This is a genomic window from Micromonospora sp. NBC_01392 (assembly GCF_045040125.1).
GTDB lineage: Bacteria > Actinomycetota > Actinomycetes > Mycobacteriales > Micromonosporaceae > Micromonospora.
The window spans coordinates 387242-409674 of sequence record NZ_CP109549.1; the positions used below are offsets into that span (position 1 = coordinate 387242).

Consider the following 22433-nt stretch of genomic DNA (forward strand, 5'->3'; position numbering starts at 1 on the left):
TCAACTTCATGATCGACGGGCCGCGGGGGCTGGCCGGGACAGCGTGAAGCGCCCGCCCCCATCGGGGACGGGCGCCTCACGTGAGAGTTACTGGCCGGCCGGCTTCAGGCAGAGCACCCGGTTGGTGCCGCCGCCCTGGAGGACGACAGTGGGCTGGGACAGGTCGGCGCACTTGTCCTTGTTGTCCACCTTCGACACCACGGTGAACGCGCCCTGCTCGCCGCAGTCCGCAGGCGCGGCGGTCGTGCCGGTCTGCTTGATGCAGGAGCCGACCGCCGGGTCGAAGCCCGCCGGCTTGTCGTCACCGCCGATCTTGCCGAGCAGCGTGAGCAGGCCGAGCGGCACGGCGAGGATCAGCACGGCCGCGATGAGCACCAGGGCCAGCACCCGGCCGTTGCGCACCTTCGGCGCGGGCGCCTCGGTCTTCGGCTCGGCGTCCGGCTTGAACGCGTCGAAGCGGCCCTGATCCGATTCGTCGGCCGGACCCTCCGGGGACCAGGCCGGCGGGGCCTGCGGGGACGGCGGCGGGAACGCGGGCGGGAAGCCGCCCGGCTCACCCCCGGGACCCTGACCCGGTACGGCGACCGAGGCACGCCCACCGGCCGTCGGACCGTACGCGTCCTGCTGGCCACCCGGACCGCCGAACGGGTCGGGACGGCCACCGGGACCGCCGTACGCGTCCTGACGGCCACCCGGGCCCCCGAACGCGTCCTGGTGGCCGCCCGGACCGCCGAACGGGTTCTGCTGGCCGCCGGGGCCGCCGAAGGAGTCGCGTGACCCGCCGGGCTGCTCGTCGTCCTGCGGGTGCACCCCGTTGGCGGGGCGGTTGTTGCCGGGCGGGTCCACGAAGGACGGCACCCCGACCGGGAACGGCGGCGGGCCGGCCGGCGAGGACGGCCGGTCGCCGTATCCGCGTGGGTCGTCGTCGGACCGGGACTGCGGCCCGCCGTAGCCGGGCGGACCGTCCTGGCCGGGGTAGCCGTGCGGACCGTCGGACCGGGACTGTGGCCCACCGAAGCCGGGGGGACCGTCCTGGCCGGGGTAGCCGTGCGGACCGTCGGACCGGGACTGCGGACCACCGAAGGCGGGTGCGTCGTCCGGCCGGGAGTGCGGTCCGCCGAAGCCGGGTGCGTCGTCGGAGCGGGACTGCTGGCCGGCGAAGTTGGGTGCGTCGTCAGCACGCCCCTGCGGCCCGGCGAAGCCGTGTCCGTCGTCGCCACGGGACGGGGATCCGAAGCTGTGTCCGTCGTCGCCGCGGGACGGGGACCCGCCGTAGCCGGGTCCGTCGTCGGCCCGGGAGGGGGATCCGAAGCCGGGTCCGTCGTCCGGTCGGGCCTGCGGGCCGGCGAAGGCGGACGGAGCATCCTGGCCGGGGTAGCCGTGCGCGTCGTCCGCCTCCGGGGCGTCCTCGGGCTCCGGTCGGGTCGGCCGGCCGTACACCCGGGGCTGCGGCGTGGACGCGCCGGTCGGATGTGCCGGCTGGTCGGCGGGCGGGGTGACCCGGCTGGCCACCGGGACGGAGGCGCTGGCCGAGACCGGACCGGCGGTGCCGGCCTCGGGCGAGGTGCGTGGGCCGGGAAGGACCGGACCGGCCGGCGACTGCGGCTCCTCAGGTGCGGACCGGGCGGCGCCCCAGCCGGCGTCACCGCGCTCCGGCTCGTACGCCTGGGGTGCACGCTCGGCCGGGCCGAACTGCGCGGCGGCATGGTCGGCGGGCGGTGAGGCCGCCAGTGCGGCCCCCGGCACCCGCTGGCTCTGGGCGGGCAGCGGTACCGCGTGGCCGGGTGAGATGCCCGGTGCGGGCGCGGGCTGGTAGACCGGTCCGTCCTCGGCGGGCTGCCAGCCGCGCGACGGTGCCGGCGGAGCCTCGTCGGCGTGGCCCCACGCCTCGGCGGGCGACCAGGGTTCGGCGGACGCCCGCTCGTCCTGGTTGCCGCCCCATCCGGGCCGGACCGGCTCCTCCGCCGGCCGCTCGGTCTCCCGCTGCTGCGGCCCGGCTGCGGCGCCGCCCCAACCGCCGGCCGGTCCCTCGCCGCCACGCTGCGGCAACGCCGGAGCGTCGTGCCAGCCGGCGGACTGGTCATCGGCGTCACGTTGCGGCATCGCGGGGGCATCGTTCCAGCCACCGGCCTGGTCGTCGCCGTCGCGCCGAGGTCGGGCGGGGGCGTCGTTCCAGCCCGCGGGGTGGGGGTGATTCGACTCGCCCCAACCGGCCGGCTGCGGGACCTCGGCCGCGCCGGCGGCGCGCCCGCCGGCGGCCCAACCGCCGGAGCGGTCCGGGTCGTCGTCCCGAGTGGAACCGTCCCGGCCGCCCACCCGGTTCTCTCCCTGCGGGGCGGGCCAGCCGCCGGATCGGGCCGGTTCGTCGTGCTGCTGCCCGCCGGCCGCCTGCCAACCGCCGGAGCGGTGCGGGTCGTCCTCAGTGCGGGTGGAGCGGCTGTCCTGGTCGGACTGCTCCGGAGTGGACCACGCCTGCTCGGGCCGGACGGCGCCGGGCACGGAGACCTTGGCGGCGGCCCGGGCGGTCGGCTCGGGCGGAGGCCAGGTGGCCCCGCTCTGCTGGCCGGGCGGAACCCAGGCCGGCTGGGTGTCGCGCGGGGTCCAACCGCCGGACCGGTCGTCCGGCTGCGCGCCGGGCTGCCCGTCGCGGCGGTTCCAACCGCCGGAACGGTTCGGGTCGTCCGACTGGGCGGCGGGCTGCTCGTCGCGGCGGTTCCAGCCGCCGGAGCGGTTCGGGTCGTCCGACTGGGGGGTGGTGCCGACGGCCCAGCCGCCGGAGTGGCCGGCGTCGTCACCCTGCTGCGCGGCAGGGGTGAACCCGCCGGAGCGGTGCGGGTCGTCCGAGCCGGCGGGGGTGACCCAGGACTCGTTCGGCACGGTGGCCGGCGCCGGGACGTAGCCGGTGCCCCGCGCGCCCGTCTCGGGCTGCGCCCAGGCGGGCTGCTCCCCGGCGGCGCCGCGGGCGGGACGGTGCTGCTCGGCGGCCCAGGCGGGCGGCGCCGGCTCGGCGGGACCGCCCGACGTCGGGGCCCAGGCCGGCGGCGCCGGCTCGCCGGAGGCGTCCGGGCGGCTCGACTCGCCCGGCCCCCACGCGGGAGCACCCGGACCGGAGCCGGCCCAGGCCGGTGCGCCCTGCTCGGGGCCACGGTCGCCGGAGGCGGCCCAGGCCGGCGCGCCCTGCTCGGAGCCGGCCCAGGCGGGCTGTGCGCCCCGGCCGCCCGAGTCGGCGGGCGGGGGCACCTGGGCGGTGGCGCGACCGGTGACGTGCTGGCCGGCGGGCGGGGCCCAGGCGGGCGGCTGGTCGTCGGCCGCGGCCCAGGCCGGAGCCGGCGGGGCGGGCCGACCGGCCGGCGGGGGCGGGGCCCAGCCGAGGTCGGGTGTGCCGTTGTACCCGTTGTCCTGCTGCGCCGGCTGGTCGCCGTACGGCACCGGTCCGCCGGTGCCCGGCGACACCTCGCCCGGCTCCTGGCCGGGGTGGTGCGGAGCCTCGGACGTCATGGGTGCTCCTCCTCCATCACAGGTCGACCGCCGATGCCGGCCGGGGACCGTCGGCATGGCTGCCGGCGTCGCCGGCGGGTACCGGCCGTGCGGGCTCCCCGCACCGTATCCGGTGGCCGCCCGGGGACGCTCGGGGAGCATCGGCCGTCACCGAAAGTCACCGGTCGACGTCGATGAGTTTCACTCTCCACGTCGGTCCGGAGCAGCCGGTTGGCGACCGTGCCAACCGTACCGGGCGGTGCGGCGGGGTGGAATCCCGGTGCCGGACGACGGGGAACGCGGAAGACCCGCCCGGGGTGCCGGGCGGGTCTTCCGCACTGGAGGAGGTGAGGAACGTCGGTGGCGTCAGCTCAGGTGACGCTGGGCGATGGCGAGAAGCTCTGCGCGGACCGCGGGCGAATTGGCGGAACGCAGGGCGTGCTCGATGGCACGGGCCCGGCGGTTGGCGTCGCGGCGGGTGCGGATTCGCTCGATCATGCTCATCTTGGGTCTCTCCTCCTGGCTATTCGGTTGTCAGCCCTTGATGTCTCTATTTAAGCGCACCGCACGCATGATCGCCATCGATTACAAGGTGAGCTGAGCCACCTGCCTAAGGATCGTAGGCATCTTCATCGCCGAGCCGATGATTCCTTCATCAACGGCAACGGCCGGTGTGCCGGGCGTTCACCCGTGGCACACCGGCCGTTGCCGGAGCGGTGGTACGTCAGGTCCAGGCGAGCAGCGCCGCCTCCGGATCGGCCAGGAAGTCCCCGATGTCGCGCAGGAACTTGGACCCCAGCTCGCCGTCGATGATCCGGTGGTCGAAGGAGAGGCCGAGCGTGGTGACCAGACGGGCCTTCACCTTGCCCTTGTGCACCCACGGCTGCTCGCGCACCGCGCCGAAGGCGAGGATCGCCGACTCGCCCGGGGGCAGGATCGGCGTACCGGTGTCGACGCCGAAGACGCCGACGTTGGTGATGGTGAGCGTGCCGCCGGACATGTCCGCCGGGGACGTCCTCCCCGACTTCGCGGTCTGCACCAGCGCCGTCATCGCGTCCGCCAGCTCACGCAGCGTCAGCCGGCCGGCGTCCTTGATGTTCGGCACGATCAGGCCGCGCTCGGTGGCCGCCGCGATGCCCAGGTTGACGTACTCCTTGACCACGATCTCGTCGCCGGCCCAGGTCGAGTTGACCATCGGGTACCGCTTGACCGCCAGCAGCACCGCCTTGGCGACCAGCAGCAGCGGGGAGACCCGCACGTCGCGCCACTCGCGCCGGTCGCGGAGCCGGTCCAGCGCCTTCATCGCCCGGGTCACGTCGACGGTCAGGAACTCCGTCACGTGCGGGGCGGTGAACGCCGAGCGGGCCATGTTCTCCGCGGTGAGCTTGCGTACCCCCTTGACCGGGATGCGCTGCTCGCGGTCCGCGCCGAAGCTCGCGGCCGACGCGGCCGACGTCGTCGGCGCGGTGACCGTCAGCGGCTCGGCCGCCGCCGGGGTCCCACTCGCCGCCCGCTGTACGTCCTCGCGGGTGATCGAGCCGAGCGGACCGGAACCGGTCAGCGCGGCCAGGTCGACCCCGAGGTCCTTGGCGAGCTTGCGGACCGGCGGCTTGGCCAGCACCGGGCCGCCGCCCGCCCGGCCGTTGCCGTTCAGCGCGGGCGTCGGGGCCGCCGGGGTCGCCGCCGGAGCCGGCACCGGCGCGGCCTGGACCGGCGCGACCGGGGCCGGGGCCGCCTGGGTCGGGGCCGCCTGGGCCGGGGCCGCCTGGGCCGGGGCGGCCGGCGCCGGGGCGGCGCCCTTGCGCGGGCGGCGCTTTGCCGGCGCGTTGCGCGGGCCGTAGCCGACCAGCACGGCGGTACGCCCACCCGGCGCCACGCCACCGATCAGGCCCGGCTCGACCATGCCCTCCTCGGGCGCCACCTCGACGGCGGCCAGCGAGGCCGCCGACGGGGTGGGCAGGTCGGCGGTGGGCGTGCCGGTCGTCGACTGCTCCACCGGCCCGGCGTTCGGGTCGGTGTCGATCGCGATGATCGGCACGCCGACCTCGACCGTCGAACCCTCCGGGTGGAAGATCGCCTGCACCCGGCCGGCCCACTTCGCCGGGATCTCGACCGCTGCCTTCGCGGTCTCCACCTCGACGATCGGCTGGTTCAGCTCGATGTCGTCGCCCACCTTGACCAGCCAGGCGAGGATCTCGCCCTCGGTCAGGCCCTCGCCCAGGTCGGGCAGGTTGAACTCCTTGATCCGGGACATGCCGCTCACCAGCCGAAGGTGCGGTCGACGGCGTCGAGCACCCGGTCGAGGTCCGGCAGGTACTCCTCCTCCACCCGGGCGGCCGGGTAGGGGATGTCAAAACCGGTCACCCGCAGCACCGGGGACTCCAGGGAGTAGAAGCACTCCTCGGTGATCCGGGCCGCGATCTCCGACCCGAGGCCCAGGTTGCCCGGCGCCTCGTGCACGACCACGCAGCGGCCGGTGCGCTTCACCGACTCGTACGCGGCGGTCAGGTCCAGCGGCGACAGCGTCCGCAGGTCGATGACCTCCAGCTCCCGGCCGTCCTCGGCGGCGGCGGTGGCCGCGTCCAGCGCGGTGCGCACCATCGGGCCGTACGCCAGCACGGTGGCGTCCGTGCCCGGCCGGGCGACCCGCGCGCTGTGCAGCGGGTACGCGTCGGTGAGCGGGGCGTCCAGGTCGACCTGACCCTTCTCCCAGTAGCGCCGCTTCGGCTCCAGGAACACGATCGGGTCGTCCGACGCGATGGCCTGCTGGATCATCACGTACGCGTCCTGCGGGTTCGCGCAGGTGACCACCTTGAGACCGGCGGTGTGCGCGAAGTACGCCTCGGGCGACTCCGAGTGGTGCTCGACCGCGCCGATGCCGCCGCCGTAGGGGATCCGGATGACCATCGGGATCCGCACCTTGCCCTGCGAGCGGTAGTGCATCTTCGCCACCTGCGACACGATCTGGTCGTACGCGGGGTAGACGAAGCCGTCGAACTGGATCTCGCAGACCGGCCGGAAGCCGCGGATGGCCAGGCCGACCGCGGTGCCGATGATGCCGGACTCGGCCAGCGGGGTGTCGATCACCCGCTGGTCGCCGAAGTCCTTCTGGAGGCCGTCGGTGATCCGGAACACGCCGCCGAGCTTGCCGACGTCCTCGCCCATGATGACGACCTTCTGGTCGTTCTCCAGGGCCCGCCGCAGACCGGTGTTGAGTGCCTTGCCGAGCGTGAGCGTCTCCGTGGCCATCAGTGCGCGCTCCCCTCGAACGACTCCATGTACTGCGAGAACCGGGCCCGCTGCTCGTCCAGCTCCGGGGAGCCGTGCGGGTAGACGTGGTCGAACATGCTGACCGGCTGCGGGTCGGGCATGTTGAGCACCCGCTCGCGCAGGTGCACCGACTCGGTACGGGCCTGCTCGTCGATCTCGGTGAAGAACGACTCGTCGACGATCTGCTGCTTGAGCAGGAACGCCTTCATCCGGGCGATCGGGTCCTTGGCCTGCCAGGCCTCGACCTCGCTGGCGATCCGGTAACGCGTCGGGTCGTCCGAGGTGGTGTGCGCGCCCATCCGGTAGGTGTACGCCTCGATCAGGGACGGGCCCTGACCGTTGCGCGCGGTGTCCAGCGCATGCCGGGTCACCGCGTACGAGGCGAGCACGTCGTTGCCGTCCACCCGGACGCCGGGGAAGCCGAAACCGCCGGCCCGCCGGTACAGCGGGACGCGGGTCTGCCGCTCCAGCGGCTCGGAGATGGCGTACTGGTTGTTCTGGCAGAAGAAGACCAACGGCGCGTTGAACACGCTGGCCCAGACGAACGACTCGTTGACGTCGCCCTGGCTGGTGGCGCCGTCACCGAAGTAGGCGATCACCGCCTCGCCGTCCTCGCCGCCGGTCTTGCCGTCCATGGCGACGCCCATGGCGTACCCGGTCGCGTGCAGGGTCTGCGCCCCGATGACGATCGTGTACATGTTGAACTTGAACTCGTTCGGGTCCCAGCCGCCCTGGTCGACGCCGCGGAACAGGCCGAGCGGCATGATCGGGTCGATGCCGCGGCAGTAGAGGACGCCGTGCTCCCGGTAGGTCGGGAACGCCATGTCCTGCGCGCGCAGCGCCCGGCCGGAGCCCACCTGCGCGGCCTCCTGGCCCAGCAGGCTCGCCCACAGGCCCAGCTCGCCCTGGCGTTGCAGGGCGGTCGCCTCGGCGTCGAGCTTGCGGACCAGCACGAGGTCGCGGTAGAGCCCGCGGTACTCCTCGTCGGTGAAGTCGACGCGGTACTCGGTCCCGTCCGGGCCGAGCGCGGTCTCGATCCGCTCGCCTTCCGGCGTGAGCAGCTGTACGAGTTCCGGTTCGCCGGTCGCGGCGGCGCGCCTGGTACGGGGTGCGGCCCGCTTGCTGCGGGTGGCGGCCCCGGGGTCGCCCTTTGCCATCGGTCTCTCCCTGTCTGTCTGCGCCGCCGGGGGTGACCCGAGCCGCGCACCTCGTGCGCCCGCCCGGCTGCTGCCGGGTCGGTCCCTGGCGACCGCGCCTAGCCCCGGTGAGGGTTGCCGCGCGGCGTGAGCCGGGGTCCGTCGGGGGACCCAGGCCCGGGAGCGCCGGCGCCGTTCCGCACCAGCCGCGGGGTGCGCGGAGGTAGCGGCTGCGTTGCCGTCGTGCCTGAATGATTGCAGAGGAGGTGAGCGGGCCCACAGTATGGCCTCCCCCGTCGGTGAGCTTCCATCGGCTTCGCGACGGATGAGCGCTTTTGTCCCGACAGGTGACGGGCCCTCGGCGGACAAAATGTGTGTCGACACGCGGTTGCGGCTGGTGAACTGACTGTCACTCGGTCAAGCTGGCGATGAGCGCTCACGCGGCTTTTGTCCGGATATTCGGGCGTGCTGTTCCGTTCCGTCGACGTGTACGAGGAGTGTGCCGGTGTCCGAACCAGAGGGTCCTCCCGGAGCCCCCTTCCTGGGCCGGCACCGGGCCCTGCCCGCCGCCCGCTACCGCCGGGTGGTCGGCGCGCACCGCGCCCCCGGCGTCGGTGGCCCGAGCCGCGGCTACCTGCTGACCGTGGCGCTGCTCGCCGGCACCGCCTCGATGCCGATCCTGGCCGCGATCAGCACCGGCTCGGCGACCGTGGGGAACAGCGCCCTGCCCGACGCCGGCACGCCGTTCATCCCGACGCCCTCGGTCGGGCCGGTGGTCATCCCGCTGCCCCGGACCACGCCGGCCCCGGTGCTGACGGCGTCCACGCCCGCGGTCGACGCCGTCACCACCACCGCGCCGCCGCGACCGGCGTTCCCGGCCGCCCCGATCCCGCCCGACAAGAGCGACCTCGGCTCCGCGCGTCGGTCCCGGCCGGCCACCGCGCCGGTGGCCCCGCCCGAACCGCCCCGGCCCTCACCGGTCCGGCCGCCGCGACCGTCGCCGGTGCCCTCGCCCACGCCCTCGGCGTCCGACCCGGCGCAGGAGCCGGTCCCGGTGCCCGAGCCCACCACCACCTCCTCCGCGCCCACCCCCGAGCCGACCGGCACCTCGTCCGGACCGACCGCCGAGCCGACGTCCGGGCCAACCTCGGAGCCGTCGTCCGGGCCGACCGCCGAGCCGTCGTCGTCCGGGCCCACCTCGGCGCCGACCTCCGGGCCCACGGCGGAGCCGAGCCAGGGGCCGTCGCCGAGTGGCGAGCCGGACCGGCTCAGGCGGGGTCGTCGGTGAGGCGGTGCCGGTTCGCCTCGATCCAGGCGTCCAGCGCCGCCGGGTCGTCCGGGTCCACCCCGTCCGCCATCAACTGCGCCACCGCCGCGGTGGCCGCGCTACGCCGCTCACCGGTGCTGTAGAGCCGGGCGAACTCGGGGACCATCTCGGTGATCGCCTCGTCCGTCCGGGCGGTCGCGGGTGGCGCCAGCCCACGCTGTCGGCCCGCGTACGCCGCCCAGGACCGCAACACCCGGGGCAGCATCGCGGCGTCGTCCATGTCCAGCACGGCACGACGGTGCACCCAGTCGAGCAGGAACAGCTCGACGACCATCGGGCTCCACCGCATCGGGTCGGCGTCCGGGAAGCTCGCCGCGTGATCCAGCAGCAGACCCAGGCAGAAGTGCAGCGAGGCCAGCTCGCCGTCGGCCACCTCGGGCAGGCCGAAACGGGCGGCCTCGGGCGAGTCGAGGAAGGCGCGTACCAGCCTGGTCCGCTCCTCGTCGGTGGCCGGCGGCACGACCTCCGGCCCGGTCGGCGGTCGCGGCCCGGGCAGGGCCGCCAGGCGGGCGCCCACCAGGGCCCGGTCGGTGGCGAGCGAACCCTGGGCGGGCAACTCGCCGAGGTCGTCGGTGACCGCCAGGTGGCGGCCCACCTCCGCGTGCATCCGGGCCGGGTCCTCGGCACGGAACCAGGTCAGCTCGTCCTCGGTGCAGATCTCCCGAGCCTGCTCGACGATCCGGGCCGCCGGACCGCCGACGAACACGTCCTTGGTGATGCCGATGTTGTGGTCGACGAGGGCCACCAGGGCGTGCTCCGGCCCGCCCTGCTCCTCGTCCTCGTAGGCGAACGTGGCCAGGTAGGAGGTCTGGTCGCCGTACACGTCGCCGTACGCCCAGGTGCCGGTGAGGCGCACCCGGCCGAGCTGGCCGGCCCACGCCGGGGCGTACGCGCCGGGCCGGACCCGGGCGGCGCCCTCGGCGTCCGGCACCAGGGCGGCGAAGACGGCGCGGATGGTGGTCGCGGCGGCACTGCGCCGGCGTGACGTGGCGGCGAGGAAGCCGGCCACGAACTCGTGGACGGCTCGCTGTCGGTCGTGCTCCGCGACGGCGTAGACGCTGCCCAGCAACGCGGCGCCGAGCATCTCCGCGTCCAGGGCGGAGTCGAGCCTCGTCACGTCGCGCGCGGCGTGCAGCACCGCGTCGTAGGGGGTCTGTGGCGTGGCCATGCATCGACCCTACGCCGCGTCGACGGCCGTCACACCGCTCTGCGCACCCGATTCAGCGCCGGCCGGCCTCGTGCAGCGCGTCCCGTGCCGCGCCGTACCGCGCCAGCAACGCCCAGACCGGATCCAGCACGTACTTCTCGCCGACGCTGCCGACCGAGGTGAGCAGGCGCTGCTCGGCCCGGTCGCGGGCCCGCCGGGCCGCCCACCCGACCACCGGCCGGGTCAGCGCCGCCACCAGCAGCCCGGCCAGCAGGCCGCCGAGCAGCAGCACGGTGGGCCAGGGCACCTCGCCGAGCTTCGGGTGTTCCAGCGGTGGCAGGCCGAGGAAGCGCAGCGCGTACCCCAGGACCAGCCAGACCAGGCCGCCCACCGCCGCGAGCGTGACCAGCCACTGGATCGCGCCGACCACCCGCCACCAGGCCGGTCGCCGGTCCATGCCGAGGTCGGTGGCGGCGACCGCGTGGTCGAGCGCGCCCGGCAGCTCGGCCAGCCGGGACCGGGCCGCGGCGGTCACCGCGGTCGGCCACGGCGCCGGCAGGTCGGCGCCGGACCGGTCGGCCACCGCCCGGATGGCCAGGTTCAGCGCCGAGCGCTGCGCGGCGGTCGGATCGGGTACGGAGGTGGCCGAGATCAGGCTCTCGGCCGGCGCGTCCGGGTCCCGCCCCGGCAGGTGCAACCGGCGCAGCGGATCCGGGCGCAGCTTCCGCCAGCTCCGCACCAGCGGCCAGCCGGTGCTGCTCACCGCCCGGTGCCGGTACGCGCCCTGGACGGCCTGCGCCACGGTCGGCACGCCGGCCGCCCCGGCCAGCGCCCGGGTGAGTTCCCGGGCCGAGGCGTCACCCGGCCGGGTGCGTGGCGGCTCCGGCCCGACCAGCGGTTCGAGGTCGGTCACCACGGCGTCCACGTCGCCGGAGAGCCGGCGCAGCGCGGCCTGCCGCTCGGCGACCGTCTTCTCCAACTCGGCCCGCAGCCCGGCCAGCCCGGCCGGGTCCGTGGCCACGGTGGGCAGCAGCGGCACCCCGCCCAGCCCGTCGGCGTCGAGCAGCCGGCGCAGGTCGTCGAGGACGGTGGGCAGCGCGGTCGGGTGCAACCGGTCGGCCTGGTTGAGCACCACCACTGTCACGTCCCGGTGCCGGTGGAACTCGCGCAGGTAGCCGGTGTGGATCACGCGGTCGGCGTACTTCTGCGGGTCGACCACCCAGACCACCAGGTCGACCAGGCCGAGCAGCCGGTCGACCTCCAGCCGGTGGTGGTGCTGCACCGAGTCGAAGTCGGGCAGGTCCAGCAGGACGAGACCGTGCAGGTTGGACTCGTCGTCGCCGTCCAGCGGGCTCTCCCGGACGAACCGGTGCCGGGGCAGCACCCCGACCCAGTCGAGCAGGCGTACCGCGCCGTCGAGCGGGCCCCACACGCAGGCGTGGGCCACGCCGGTGGTCGGCCGGCGCACGCCGACCGGGGAGAGGTCCATCCGGGCCAGCGCGTTGAACAGGCTCGACTTGCCGCTGCCGGTGGCGCCGGCGAGCGCGACCACGGTGTGCCGGCCGGAGAGGGCGAGCCGGTCGCCGGCCCGCTCGACCACGGTGTGCGCGGCCACCAGTTGGGCGTCCGGCACCTGGCCGTCCACCGCGCCGAGGAACCGCTGGACCGCCTGGAGGCGCGCGATCAGGACGTCCGGGTCGATCCGTTGGTCGGTTCGGAACGCCTCGCGCATCCGTCCCACGAGGTTCGTCATGATGCCGTCCTTGTTCGCGACTGCGGGGCTCGCAGGCCCGGCTCGCTCCTCGCGCTCACGGGTGGTGGCGTCCGTCCTGGTCGGTGTCGGTGGGCGACGGGGCGCCGTCGGCGGTGGTGAGGCCGCTGCGGTGCCGGGCCCGCTCGACCGTCACCGCCGCCTGGCGCAACGCCGCACCGGCGTCGGTGGCCGGGCGGGCGGCCTCGGTGCGGGCCAGGAAGCGGGCGGCCTCCTCGGTGAGCAGCGCGCCGACCCGGTCGAGCAGGTCCACCCGCGCCTTGCGGGACAGGTTACGCACCGCCTGGTCGCCGAAGATGGCCTGGAGCACGGTCTGCCCGGCGACCGCGGTGCCGGTGCCGGCGGCGACCTCCAGGCCGGTCGGGATGAACGCGGTGGAGGCGAAGACGCCGATCATGACGGCCAGGCCGGTGGCGTTGACCGCGTACGCCGCGGTGCGGGCCACGAACCGCCGGTCGCCGCCCTCGACGCGGACCAGCTCCAGCACCGCGCGCTGCCAGTCGCGGACCAGTTGCTCGCCGCGCGCCGGCAGGTCGGCCGACGCGTACGCCAGCTCCGGTTCGAGCAGCGCCGCGCCGGCCGGGTGCGCCTTCCAACCGGTGTACGCGTTCTCGGCCGCCTCGGCGGCCACCCCGCGCAGCAGCGTGACCAGTTGGGACTCGATCGCGGTCCGCAGCTCCGCCGCCGGGGCGGGCCGACCGGTGACCGCCGCGACCATCCGGTCCCGCAGCCGGCCGATCCGTGCCTCCAGGCTGCGGAAGAACTCGCCGGTGCCGACGAACTCCTGCCAGCGGGCCAGCACCTCGCCCCGGAGCAGCCGGCCGTCCCGGAGCCCCTGGTCGACGGTGCGCTCCGCGCCCCGGTAGGCGGCCCGGACCCGTTCGTCGAGCGCCTCGGCGGCGGCCATCTGTTCGTCGGCGGCGTCGGCCAACCCCTCGACCACCGGATGCAGGGCGGCCAGCGCGCCGTCGAGCGTCTGCCGGACCACCGCGGAGCGGGCCTCCGCGTCGCCGGCGAGCCGGGCGAACCAGCCGCTCAGCGGCGCGGTCATCCGGTCCGGCAGCAGGCCCTGCCCGTCCACCCAGGTCTCCGGCAGCACGAACAGCGGCGCGGCGCCCAGATCCTGCGAGGCGAGCATCTCGGACAGGTGGGCGGCGATCTCGTCGGCCGCCTCGGGCGGGACCCGGTCGAGCACCATGGCGACGGCGGTGCCCCGGGCCCGGGCGCTGCGCAGCAGCTCCCAGGGCACGGCGTCGGCGTAGCGCGCGGCGGTGGTGACGAACAACCACAGGTCGGCGGCGGCGAGCAGTTGCCCGGCGAGCGCCCGGTTGGCGTCCACCACCGAGTCGATGTCGGGGGCGTCGAGGAAGGCCAGCCCGGCCGGCAGCGCCGGGGCGGTGACCAGTTGGAGGGTGCCCGGGTGCTCGCTCGGCTCGGTGGTGCGGGTCAGGCCGGGCAGCAGCTCGCCCTGGCGGAACCAGGCGGCGTCGGCCGGATTGCAGACCAGCACCGGGGAACGGGTGGTGGGCCGGAGCACCCCGGCCGCGCTGACCCGCGCCTGGACCAGGCTGTTGACGAGCGTCGACTTGCCGGCGCCGGTCGAGCCGCCGACCACCACGAGCAGCGGGGCGTCGAGTCGGGCCAACCTCGGCAGCAGGTAGTCGTCGAGCTGGTCGGTGAGGCTCCGGGCGGCGTGCCGGGCCGACTCGGCCGAGGGCAGGGCGAGCGGGAAGCGAGCCGCGTCGATCGCGGCCCGCAGGTCGGTGAGCGCGGCGGACAGGCCCGCCGTGGCTTCGGCGGGCTGGTCGTCGCCGGTGGGGGTTCCGGTGCGGGCTGCGACGGCGGGCGCGCCGGCACGGGTGGCGGAATCGCCATGCGTCGTCACCGCTAAAGCGTGCCCGACCGACGCAAGGTAAGACAACCGGACGGTAATAACGGTCAGGTTGCGTCGAGTCGACTCAACCCCGACTTGCGGTTTGCCGATCGCGTGGCACTATTGAGTCAAGTTCACTCAACTTGTGGCGCGGCTGCCTTCCGGGCGACCCCGCCGGGCAGGCCAACCGACCTGCTCACCCGTTATGAAGCGAGGAAGCGAACATGGCACGTGCGGTCGGCATCGACCTCGGCACGACGAACTCCTGCGTCAGCGTTCTCGAGGGCGGTGAGCCCACCGTCATCGCCAACGCTGAGGGCTCGCGTACGACTCCCTCGATCGTCGCGTTCGCCCGCAACGGCGAGGTGCTCGTCGGTGAGGTCGCCAAGCGCCAGGCGGTGACCAACCCCGACCGGACCATCCGCTCGGTCAAGCGGGAGATCGGCACCAACTGGACCGTCGACATCGACGGCAAGAAGTACACCCCGCAGGAGATCTCCGCGCGGACGCTGATGAAGCTCAAGCGGGACGCCGAGGCGTACCTGGGTGAGCAGATCGCCGACGCGGTGATCACCGTCCCGGCCTACTTCAACGACGGGCAGCGCCAGGCCACCAAGGAGGCCGGTGAGATCGCCGGCTTCAACGTGCTGCGGATCGTGAACGAGCCGACCGCGGCCGCCCTGGCGTACGGCCTGGACAAGGGCTCCAAGGAGCAGACCGTCCTGGTCTTCGACCTCGGTGGCGGCACGTTCGACGTGTCCCTGCTGGAGCTGGCCGAGGGCGTCGTCGAGGTGAAGTCGACGAGCGGTGACAACCAGCTCGGCGGCGACGACTGGGACCAGCGGATCATCGACCACCTGGTCAAGACGTTCCGCGGCGAGCACGGCATCGACCTGTCGCAGGACAAGATGGCCATGCAGCGGCTCAAGGAGGCGGCCGAGAAGGCCAAGATCGAGCTGTCCGCGGCCACCACCAGCAACATCAACCTGCCGTACATCACCGCCGGCGCGGCCGGCCCGCTGCACCTCGACGTGACGCTGAGCCGCGCCGAGTTCCAGCGCATGACGCAGGATCTGCTGGACCGCTGCAAGGGCCCGTTCGAGCAGGCCGTCAAGGACGCCGGGATCAAGGTCGCCGACGTCGACCACGTCATCCTGGTCGGCGGCTCGACCCGGATGCCGTCCGTCACCGACCTGGTCAAGCAGCTCACCGGCCGCGACCCGAACAAGGGCGTCAACCCGGACGAGGTCGTCGCCGTCGGCGCCGCGCTCCAGGCCGGCGTGCTCAAGGGCGAGGTCAAGGACGTCCTGCTGCTCGACGTGACGCCGCTGAGCCTCGGCATCGAGACCAAGGGCGGCATCTTCACCAAGCTCATCGAGCGCAACACCACCATCCCGACCAAGCGCTCCGAGGTCTTCACCACGGCCGACGACAACCAGCCGTCGGTGCTGATCCAGGTGTTCCAGGGCGAGCGGGAGATCGCGGCCTACAACAAGAAGCTCGGCACGTTCGAGCTGACCGGCCTCCCGCCGGCGCCGCGCGGCGTGCCGCAGATCGAGGTCACGTTCGACATCGATGCCAACGGCATCGTCAACGTGCACGCCAAGGACCTGGGCACCGGCAAGGAACAGAAGATGACGATCACCGGCGGCTCCTCGCTGCCGAAGGACGACATCGAGCGCATGCGCCGGGACGCCGAGGAGCACGCGGACGAGGACAAGCGCCGCCGCGAGGAGGCGGAGACCCGCAACGTCGCCGAGGCGCTCCAGTGGCAGACCGAGAAGTTCCTCGCCGAGAGCGGCGACAAGCTGCCGGCCGAGAACCGGGACCAGCTCAACGAGGCGCTCGGCGAGCTGCGCAGCGCCCTCGGCGGGCAGGACATCGAGAAGATCAAGGCCGCGCACGAGAAGCTGGCCCAGGTCTCCCAGCAGGCCGGCTCGCTGCTCTACGCGCAGCAGCAGGAGGGTGAGCCGGGCGCTCCCGGTGCGGGTGCGGCCGGGCCGGGTGCCGGCGCGGGTGCGACCGGCGGTCCGCAGGCCGGCGGTGCCGACGACGTGGTCGACGCGGAGATCGTGGACGAGGACAAGAAGTGACAGTCGGTCCCCGGCACGATCCGCACCGCAGAGGGATGAGGTGACCGCATGACGGACACGCCACGAGCGGCCGACCCGGGTTCCACCGGGTCGGCGCCGGGTGGCTCCGCGGGCGCCGGCAAGGACGCCGGCGACGAGCCGCGGGTCGTCATCCGCGACAAGCGCAAGCTCGGCAAGGTGACCGAGGAGCCGGCGAACGACCCGTCCGCCGCCGACGCCGCCGCCGACGCGCCCGCCGAAGGGCTGGTCGAGGAGGCCGAGGTCGTGGTCGACGAGATCGGCGGCGACGCCGACGTCGCCGGGCCCCCCGTGGTCGACGCGCCGGCCGAGCCGAGCGACGAGACCGGCAAGGCGCCGCTCGGCGCCGAGCTGGAGTCGCTCCGCTCCGACCTGGAGGAGCGCACCCGGGACCTCCAGCGGGTGTCGGCGGAGTACGCCAACTACCGCAAGCGGGTCGACCGCGACCGCAACCTGGTGCAGGAGCAGGCGACCGGCGGGGTGCTCACCGCACTCCTGCCGATCCTCGACGACCTGGACCGGGCCCGTGAGCACGGCGACCTGGTGGGTCCGTTCGGCAGTGTGGCCGACCAGCTCACCGCCGCGCTGGGCAAGTTCGGCCTGACCGCGTTCGGCGAGCAGGGCGACCCGTTCGACCCGACCCGGCACGAGGCGGTGGCGCACCAGACCTCCGCCGACGTGACCGAGCCGACCTGCGTGCAGGTCATGCGCCGGGGCTACCAACTCGGCGAGCGTCTGCTGCGGCCGGCTCTGGTCGCGGTCGCGGACCCGGAGTAGTGCCGACCCGTGACGTCCCGCCCGCCCGCACCGGGCGGGCGGGACGACCGGGATTCGACCCGTGGAAGGGGGTGGACCGGTGAGTTCCAAGGACTGGATCGAGAAGGACTACTACGCCGCGTTGGGCGTGGACAAGTCCGCCTCCTCGGACGAGATCAAGAAGTCGTACCGGAAGCTGGCCCGGGAGTCGCATCCGGACCACAACCCCGGTGATGCCGGGGCCGAGGAGCGGTTCAAGACCGTCTCCGAGGCGTACGCGGTGCTCGGCGACGAGAAGAAGCGTCGCGAGTACGACGAGATGCGGTCGCTGTTCGGCTCGGGCGCGTTCCGGCGCGGCGCCCGCGGCGCGGGCCAGTCCGGGGGCGCGCCGTTCGACGTCTCCGACCTGTTCGGCGGTGGCGGTGCCGGCGGTGGTGGCGACGCCCGGTTCGGTGGCGGCGGCTTCACCGACCTGTTCAGCACGATCTTCTCCGGTGGCGGTGCCGGCGGCGGGGCACGCCCGCGCGGTCCGGCCCGGGGCCGGGACGTCGAGGCCGAGGTGGCGCTGGACTTCTCCGACGCGGTCCGCGGCGTCACCCTGCCGCTGACCCTGCGCGCACCAGGGGTCTGCGACACCTGCCACGGCAACGGCGCGAAGCCGGGTACCACGCCGGTGGCCTGCCCGGTCTGCCACGGCGCCGGGGTGACCACCCGCAACCAGGGGTCGTTCAGCTTCTCCGAGCCGTGCCGCAACTGCCAGGGCGTCGGCACGATCGTCGAGGAGAAGTGCCCGGAGTGCCACGGCACCGGCGGGGTCACCAAGACCCGCACGCTGACCGTGCGCTTCCCGGCCGGGGTGGCCGACGGCCAGCGGATCCGACTGGCCGGTCGCGGCGAACCCGGCGACCGGGGCGGCCCGGCGGGAGATCTGTTCGTGCACGTGAAGGTGCGCCCGGACGAGCTGTTCGGACGCACCGGGGACGATCTGACCCTGAACGTCCCGATCACGTACGCCGAGGCGGTGCTCGGCACCGACCTGCGGGTGCCGACCCTGGACGGCACGGTGACGTTGCGGGTGCCACCGGGTACCCCCGCCGGGCGGGTGCTGCGGGCCCGCGGCAAGGGCGTCGTACGCAACGACGGCCGCGCCGGTGACCTGCTGGTCACGCTCGACGTGGTGGTCCCGGCGAAGGTGTCGGACGAGGCGCGGGCGGCGCTGGAGACCTTCGCGGCACAGACCCCGCCCGCCGCGCGGGAACATCTCGACGCGCGGGTACGTCGATTCAGTTGACGGCGGCAGCGGAGGTGAGCGGGCATGTCGGAGGAGTACGTCGGCTCGGGTGACCCGGCCTACGAAGCCAAGATTCTGATGATCTCGGTGGCGGCGCGGATGGCGGGCATGCACCCCCAGACGCTGCGCCAGTACGACCGGCTGGGCCTGGTGCAGCCCGGCCGGGCGGCCGGCGGCGGTCGCCGGTACAGCGTCCGGGACGTGGTGCTGCTGCGCGAGGTGCAGCGGCTCAGTCAGGACGACGGGATCAACCTGGCCGGGGTCAAGCGGATCATCGGGCTGGAGCGGCTGCTGGAGGAGGCGCAGCAGCGGGTGGCCCGGCTGGAGGCGGAGCTGGACGCCGCGTACCGGCGGATCGCCGAGCTGGAGTCGCTGGGTGGCTTCCCCCGCGGCGACCTGGTGCCCACCAACCGCACCTCCACCGCGCTCGTGGTCTGGCGTCCCCGCCGTACCCCCGATCGCTGACACCTGCTGCTCGCGCTCGTTCGAGGGCCGGCACGTCCCCGCTGTTCCCGGGGCCGTTGCCGGCCTTCCGTCGTCTCTCCCCTTGCCCCCATGGCTGCAGAGCAAGTGGGTGGAACGCCATGGGTGTCTCCCGGCCGCGGAGGGCTCCATGGCGTTCCACCGGTGCCGGCCGGAGGTTGCGGAAGTGGGAGTGCGGCGGAGTGGATTCCACTAGGCTTCCGATCAGGGATGAAAGCCCTGAAACGGAATCCGGGCTGGCGGGGGGAGCCATGGCGGAACCGGCGAAGAAAGTGGCGGAACGCGCGGAGGAACGCCTCGAGAAGGTGGCCGAGAACGTCAAGGAGCGGTTCGACCGGGTCACCGAGGGCCGCTTCAGCGACAAGGTCAAGGAAGGGCGCTTCGCCGACCAGACCGACCACGGTGTGGACCGCGCCAGGGACGACGAACGGCGCAAGAAGCAGGGCGGATCGACCTGACCGATCCGTCGACGTGCGGGCCGGGACCCACGGGGGGTCCCGGCCCGTTCGCCATTTCGTGCGGGCCGGACGCCACTCGGCCCACCCTGACCGGCGATCATGAAGTTGGCGGCATCGGTGGAGATCGACACCGCCGTCAACTTCATGATCACGGCGGAGGTGGGGTCGGGGGTTGGGGGTTGGGCGGGGTGGGTCAGAGGCGGCGGTTCTCGCGGACCAGGCCGCCCTCGCACCAGTCGCGGTAGACGAAGAGATCCGGGCGGGCGAGCAGCACCCGGCTGTTGTGCGCCCAGTTGCGCATCAGGTCGTCGCCGGTCCGTTCGGCCTGCTCGACCAGCTTGCGGAAGCGGCGTTTCGGGTGCGCGCGGAAGTTCGTCCGGATGCCGTCGGCGGCGTAGATGTAGAGGCAGTGCAGCGCGAACCGGCGGGCCGGGCAGGACCGGTCCATGGCCAGGTCGAACAGCGTCTGCACCAGGTGGTCACCGGCGACCAGCAGGTCCCAGTCCGGCGGCATGGAGGCCAGTGGCACCGAGTCCGGTTGGTACGCCCAGGCCCGCAGCTCGGCGGGGGAGGGATCGACCGGGTTGGCGAAGCCGTGGAACGTCTCTTCCCGCACGTTCACCGGCCGACCTTCCGCTGACGCTGACGGGGGCTCCGGCCACCCGCGGACCCTGGCTGCTGGGGCGACACGTTAACGCGCTTCGGCGGAGCAGTGGTAGACCTTCCCGGAACCAATTTGACAACCGTTGGTCGGGCCGGACCGGCTGAGCAGCCGATCAGGCCCGGCCTCGGGTCAGTCGCCCACCGGCACCGTGACCGGTCGGGTGGCGGCGGCGCGTCGGCGCAGCCACTGCTTGAACCACGGAGTGTCCGGCAACCGGGCGAGCAGCGGACCGGTCACCACCGTGATCAGCACGTACGCGGTGGCGAGCGCGGCCAGCTTCGGCTCCACCGGGTAGACGGCCGACACGGCCAACCCGGCGATGACGATGGAGAACTCACCGCGCGGGGTGAGCGCCAGGCCGGCCCGCCAGCGTCCGGGCTCGGCGATCCCGGCCCGACGAGCGGCCAGGTAGCCGGTGGCCACCTTCGTCGCCATGGTCACCACGGCCAGCAGGAACGCGGGCAGCAGCACCGGCGGCATGTCCAGCGGGTTGGTGACCAGCCCGAAGAACACGAAGAAGACCGCGGCGAAGAGGTCCCGCAGCGGCGACAGCAGCTGGGTGGCGTGGTGCGCGACCGGCCCGGACAGCGCGATGCCGACCAGGAACGCGCCGACCGCGGCGGAGACCTGGAGCTTGGCCGCGATACCGGCGACCAGCAGGGTCAGGCCGAGCACGCCGAGCAGCAGCGCCTCCGGATCCTTGGCGGAGAGCGCGGTGGAGATCAGGTGCCCGTACCGGATCGCCACGGCCAGCACGACGACCACGGTGAACACCGCGATGGCGAGCGCGATGCCGCCCTTCACCAGGCCGACCCCGGCGAGCAGCGCGGTGACCAGCGGCAGGTAGAGCGCCATCGCCAGGTCCTCGATCACCAGGACGGAGAGGACCACCGGGGTCTCCCGGTTACCGACCCGGCCCAGGTCGCCGAGCACCTTGGCGATCACGCCCGAGGACGACACCCAGGTGACGCCGGCGAGCACCACGGCGGCGACCCAGCCCCAGCCGAGCAGCATTGCGAAGGCGAAGCCGGGCAGCGCGTTGAACACCGCGTCGATGAGCCCGGCGGGCGCGGCCGAGCGGAGGTTGCCGACCAGCTCGTTCGCGCTGTACTCCAGGCCGAGCATGACCAGCAGCAGGATCACGCCGATCTCCGCGCCGACGGCGAAGAACTCCTCGCTGGCGTTGAGCGGCAGCAGGCCGCCGTGCCCGAAGGCGAGGCCGGCCAGCAGGTAGAGCGGGATGGGCGAGACGCCGACGCGACGGCTGAGCCGGCCGAGCAGGCCGAGCAGGAGCAGCAGCGCGCCGACCTCGACGAGCAGGATTTGGGTTTCGTGCATACGCGTCAGCCGTCCGGGTCGGTCTCGGCGAGGATGGAGGTGACGCCGTCGAGCCCCTGTCGGGTGCCGACCACGACGACCACGTCGCCGGATTCGAACCGGAAGGTGGGGTCGGGCGAGACGTTCACCTCGCCCTGACGCAGCACGGCCACGATGGACGCGCTGGTCCGGGTGCGGGCCTTCGTGTCGCCGAGCCGCCGACCGACGTACTTCGAGCCGGCCGGGATCACGATCTGCTCGGTCAGCAGCCCGGCGGCCTGCTCGCGCAGCCCGGAGAGCTGACCCAGCATCAGCGACGCGCCGAGGATGTCGGCCAGCGCCTCCGCCTCGTCGTCGGTCAGCGGTATGTCGTGCTGACAGGAGTCGGGATCGTCCGGGTCGTAGAGGACCAGGTCGCGGCGGCCATTGCGATGGGAGACCACGCCGAGCCGGCGGCCGGATTCCGTCATCAGGTCATGACGTACGCCGATTCCCGGTAAGGCGGTCTGTTCGACACGTACTCGCACGCCGGTGAGGCTACCTCTGCCAGGCACATGCTGCTCCCGGAGCCGAGCCACGGCCCGGATGCTCGTGGAATCAGGAGGCGTTGCCGCGGGGGGTGACATAGGTGCCCTTGCCCTGGTGCCCCTCGACCAGCCCTTCGGCCTGGAGGATCAGCAGCGCCGAGCGGACCGGCTCTGCGGAGACCTGGTAATGGGCGATCAGCTCGCGCAGCGAGGGCAGCTTGGCGCCCGGGGCGTACTCGCCCGAGGCGATCTTGTCCCTGATGTCCTGCGCGATTCTCTGGCGGTCCGAAACTCGGGGCATGCGGCGGCTCCTGGTAGGCCCCAAGATCTTCCCACGAGTCACACCCACTGACCAACACTTTGCGTGGTAAGCATGCTCACCCATTGTCATGCAATGCTTTGCATTGTATGTTGTCGGTGCGGACGCCATCGGCGAAATGCCTGGTAGGCAACCGGCCTCTCGGGTGGCGGCCGTGGTCGGCACGGCTGGTCGCGCGGCCAGTCGTGCCGGCTTCCGCTCATCTCCGTAGGCCCGGAAGAAGGGGAACACGATGACCGGGCGATATGTGATCCACCTGCCGGTGCGGGCGTCGGACCTGGCGCGGGCCAAGATGCTCGGCCGCACGGCCGGCCGGTCGTTGGGGTTCCTCGCGGCGGTGGAGTTGGGCGGGATCACCGTCTCGGCCGAGGACGACCAGGGCGTACGCCACTCGGTGTTCTGCGACCGCAAGCTCGACGGCGGCCGGCGCTGCGTGCTGCGCGCTGACCACGTGACGCCCTGCACCGCACATCTCCCCGGCCGCCGCGGTCGCTGACGACCGGGTG

The 22433-nt window shown here is 73.8% G+C and carries 19 protein-coding genes; 7 read left to right on the top strand and 12 right to left on the bottom strand.

Annotation, left to right across the window (positions count from 1 at the left end; translation table 11 throughout):
• Window positions 1-87: 87 nt before the first annotated feature.
• From OG767_RS01790 to pdhA, 5 genes are all read right to left on the bottom strand, one after another.
• Complete coding sequence (locus tag OG767_RS01790) at window positions 88-3498, bottom strand: hypothetical protein (RefSeq protein WP_405091868.1); 3411 nt, start codon at window positions 3496-3498, stop codon at window positions 88-90.
• A gap of 345 nt (window positions 3499-3843) precedes the next feature.
• On the bottom strand, window positions 3844-3981 hold the full coding sequence (locus tag OG767_RS01795; protein ID WP_405091869.1) for a hypothetical protein: 138 nt from the start codon (window positions 3979-3981) through the stop codon (window positions 3844-3846).
• 220 nt (window positions 3982-4201) lie between these two features.
• Window positions 4202-5731: a dihydrolipoamide acetyltransferase family protein gene (locus OG767_RS01800; RefSeq protein WP_405094105.1), complete on the bottom strand. Its 1530-nt coding sequence runs from the start codon at window positions 5729-5731 to the stop codon at window positions 4202-4204.
• A gap of 5 nt (window positions 5732-5736) precedes the next feature.
• A complete protein-coding gene (locus OG767_RS01805) occupies window positions 5737-6726 on the bottom strand; it encodes an alpha-ketoacid dehydrogenase subunit beta (protein WP_405091870.1) in 990 nt (329 codons plus the stop codon).
• Complete coding sequence (gene pdhA, locus OG767_RS01810) at window positions 6726-7904, bottom strand: pyruvate dehydrogenase (acetyl-transferring) E1 component subunit alpha (protein WP_405091871.1); 1179 nt, start codon at window positions 7902-7904, stop codon at window positions 6726-6728. The genes OG767_RS01805 and pdhA overlap by 1 nt, the downstream gene beginning before the upstream one ends.
• Before the next feature lie 484 nt (window positions 7905-8388).
• Between pdhA and OG767_RS01815 the strand changes: the two genes are divergently transcribed.
• A complete protein-coding gene (locus tag OG767_RS01815; protein ID WP_405091872.1) occupies window positions 8389-9171 on the top strand; it encodes a hypothetical protein in 783 nt (260 codons plus the stop codon).
• Here OG767_RS01815 and OG767_RS01820 read toward each other — a convergent pair.
• The 3 genes from OG767_RS01820 to OG767_RS01830 are packed head-to-tail and all read right to left on the bottom strand — an operon-like array spanning window position 9152 to window position 14013.
• Window positions 9152-10378, bottom strand: a complete 1227-nt coding sequence (locus OG767_RS01820; RefSeq protein WP_405091873.1) for a hypothetical protein — start codon at window positions 10376-10378, stop codon at window positions 9152-9154. The two genes, OG767_RS01815 and OG767_RS01820, sit on opposite strands and share 20 nt — an antisense overlap.
• A gap of 52 nt (window positions 10379-10430) precedes the next feature.
• Window positions 10431-12110: a GTPase gene (locus tag OG767_RS01825; protein WP_405091874.1), complete on the bottom strand. Its 1680-nt coding sequence runs from the start codon at window positions 12108-12110 to the stop codon at window positions 10431-10433.
• 55 nt (window positions 12111-12165) lie between these two features.
• Entirely contained in the window at window positions 12166-14013 is a 1848-nt protein-coding gene (locus OG767_RS01830; RefSeq protein WP_405091875.1) for an ABC transporter, read from the bottom strand.
• 212 nt (window positions 14014-14225) lie between these two features.
• On the opposite strand from OG767_RS01830, the gene dnaK reads away from it, so the two are divergent.
• The 5 genes from dnaK (at window position 14226) to OG767_RS01855 (ending at window position 19100) form a co-directional block, all read left to right on the top strand.
• Window positions 14226-16094, top strand: a complete 1869-nt coding sequence (gene dnaK / locus OG767_RS01835) for a molecular chaperone DnaK (RefSeq protein WP_405091876.1) — start codon at window positions 14226-14228, stop codon at window positions 16092-16094.
• A 48-nt stretch (window positions 16095-16142) separates the two neighbouring features.
• Window positions 16143-16889, top strand: a complete 747-nt coding sequence (grpE, locus tag OG767_RS01840) for a nucleotide exchange factor GrpE (RefSeq protein WP_281933660.1) — start codon at window positions 16143-16145, stop codon at window positions 16887-16889.
• A gap of 79 nt (window positions 16890-16968) precedes the next feature.
• Window positions 16969-18159 carry a molecular chaperone DnaJ gene (gene dnaJ / locus OG767_RS01845; protein ID WP_405091877.1) on the top strand — a complete coding sequence of 397 codons (1191 nt, stop codon included), beginning with the start codon at window positions 16969-16971 and terminating at the stop codon, window positions 18157-18159.
• 24 nt (window positions 18160-18183) lie between these two features.
• Window positions 18184-18624, top strand: coding sequence for a heat shock protein transcriptional repressor HspR (locus OG767_RS01850; protein WP_107158228.1), 441 nt, complete (start codon window positions 18184-18186; stop codon window positions 18622-18624).
• A gap of 269 nt (window positions 18625-18893) precedes the next feature.
• A complete protein-coding gene (locus tag OG767_RS01855) occupies window positions 18894-19100 on the top strand; it encodes a hypothetical protein (RefSeq protein WP_107158247.1) in 207 nt (68 codons plus the stop codon).
• A gap of 193 nt (window positions 19101-19293) precedes the next feature.
• Here the strand turns inward: OG767_RS01855 and OG767_RS01860 are convergent, their stop codons facing one another.
• The 4 genes from OG767_RS01860 to OG767_RS01875 form a co-directional block, all read right to left on the bottom strand.
• Window positions 19294-19722 carry a hypothetical protein gene (locus OG767_RS01860; RefSeq protein ID WP_107158229.1) on the bottom strand — a complete coding sequence of 143 codons (429 nt, stop codon included), beginning with the start codon at window positions 19720-19722 and terminating at the stop codon, window positions 19294-19296.
• A gap of 171 nt (window positions 19723-19893) precedes the next feature.
• Window positions 19894-21102, bottom strand: a complete 1209-nt coding sequence (locus OG767_RS01865) for a cation:proton antiporter (protein ID WP_405091878.1) — start codon at window positions 21100-21102, stop codon at window positions 19894-19896.
• Window positions 21103-21107: 5 nt separating this feature from the next.
• Window positions 21108-21608, bottom strand: a complete 501-nt coding sequence (locus OG767_RS01870) for a cation:proton antiporter regulatory subunit (protein WP_107158231.1) — start codon at window positions 21606-21608, stop codon at window positions 21108-21110.
• Window positions 21609-21678: 70 nt separating this feature from the next.
• Window positions 21679-21909: a winged helix-turn-helix domain-containing protein gene (locus tag OG767_RS01875; RefSeq protein WP_405091879.1), complete on the bottom strand. Its 231-nt coding sequence runs from the start codon at window positions 21907-21909 to the stop codon at window positions 21679-21681.
• 250 nt (window positions 21910-22159) lie between these two features.
• On the opposite strand from OG767_RS01875, the gene OG767_RS01880 reads away from it, so the two are divergent.
• Entirely contained in the window at window positions 22160-22423 is a 264-nt protein-coding gene (locus tag OG767_RS01880) for a hypothetical protein (RefSeq protein WP_405091880.1), read from the top strand.
• Window positions 22424-22433 lie beyond the last annotated feature (10 nt).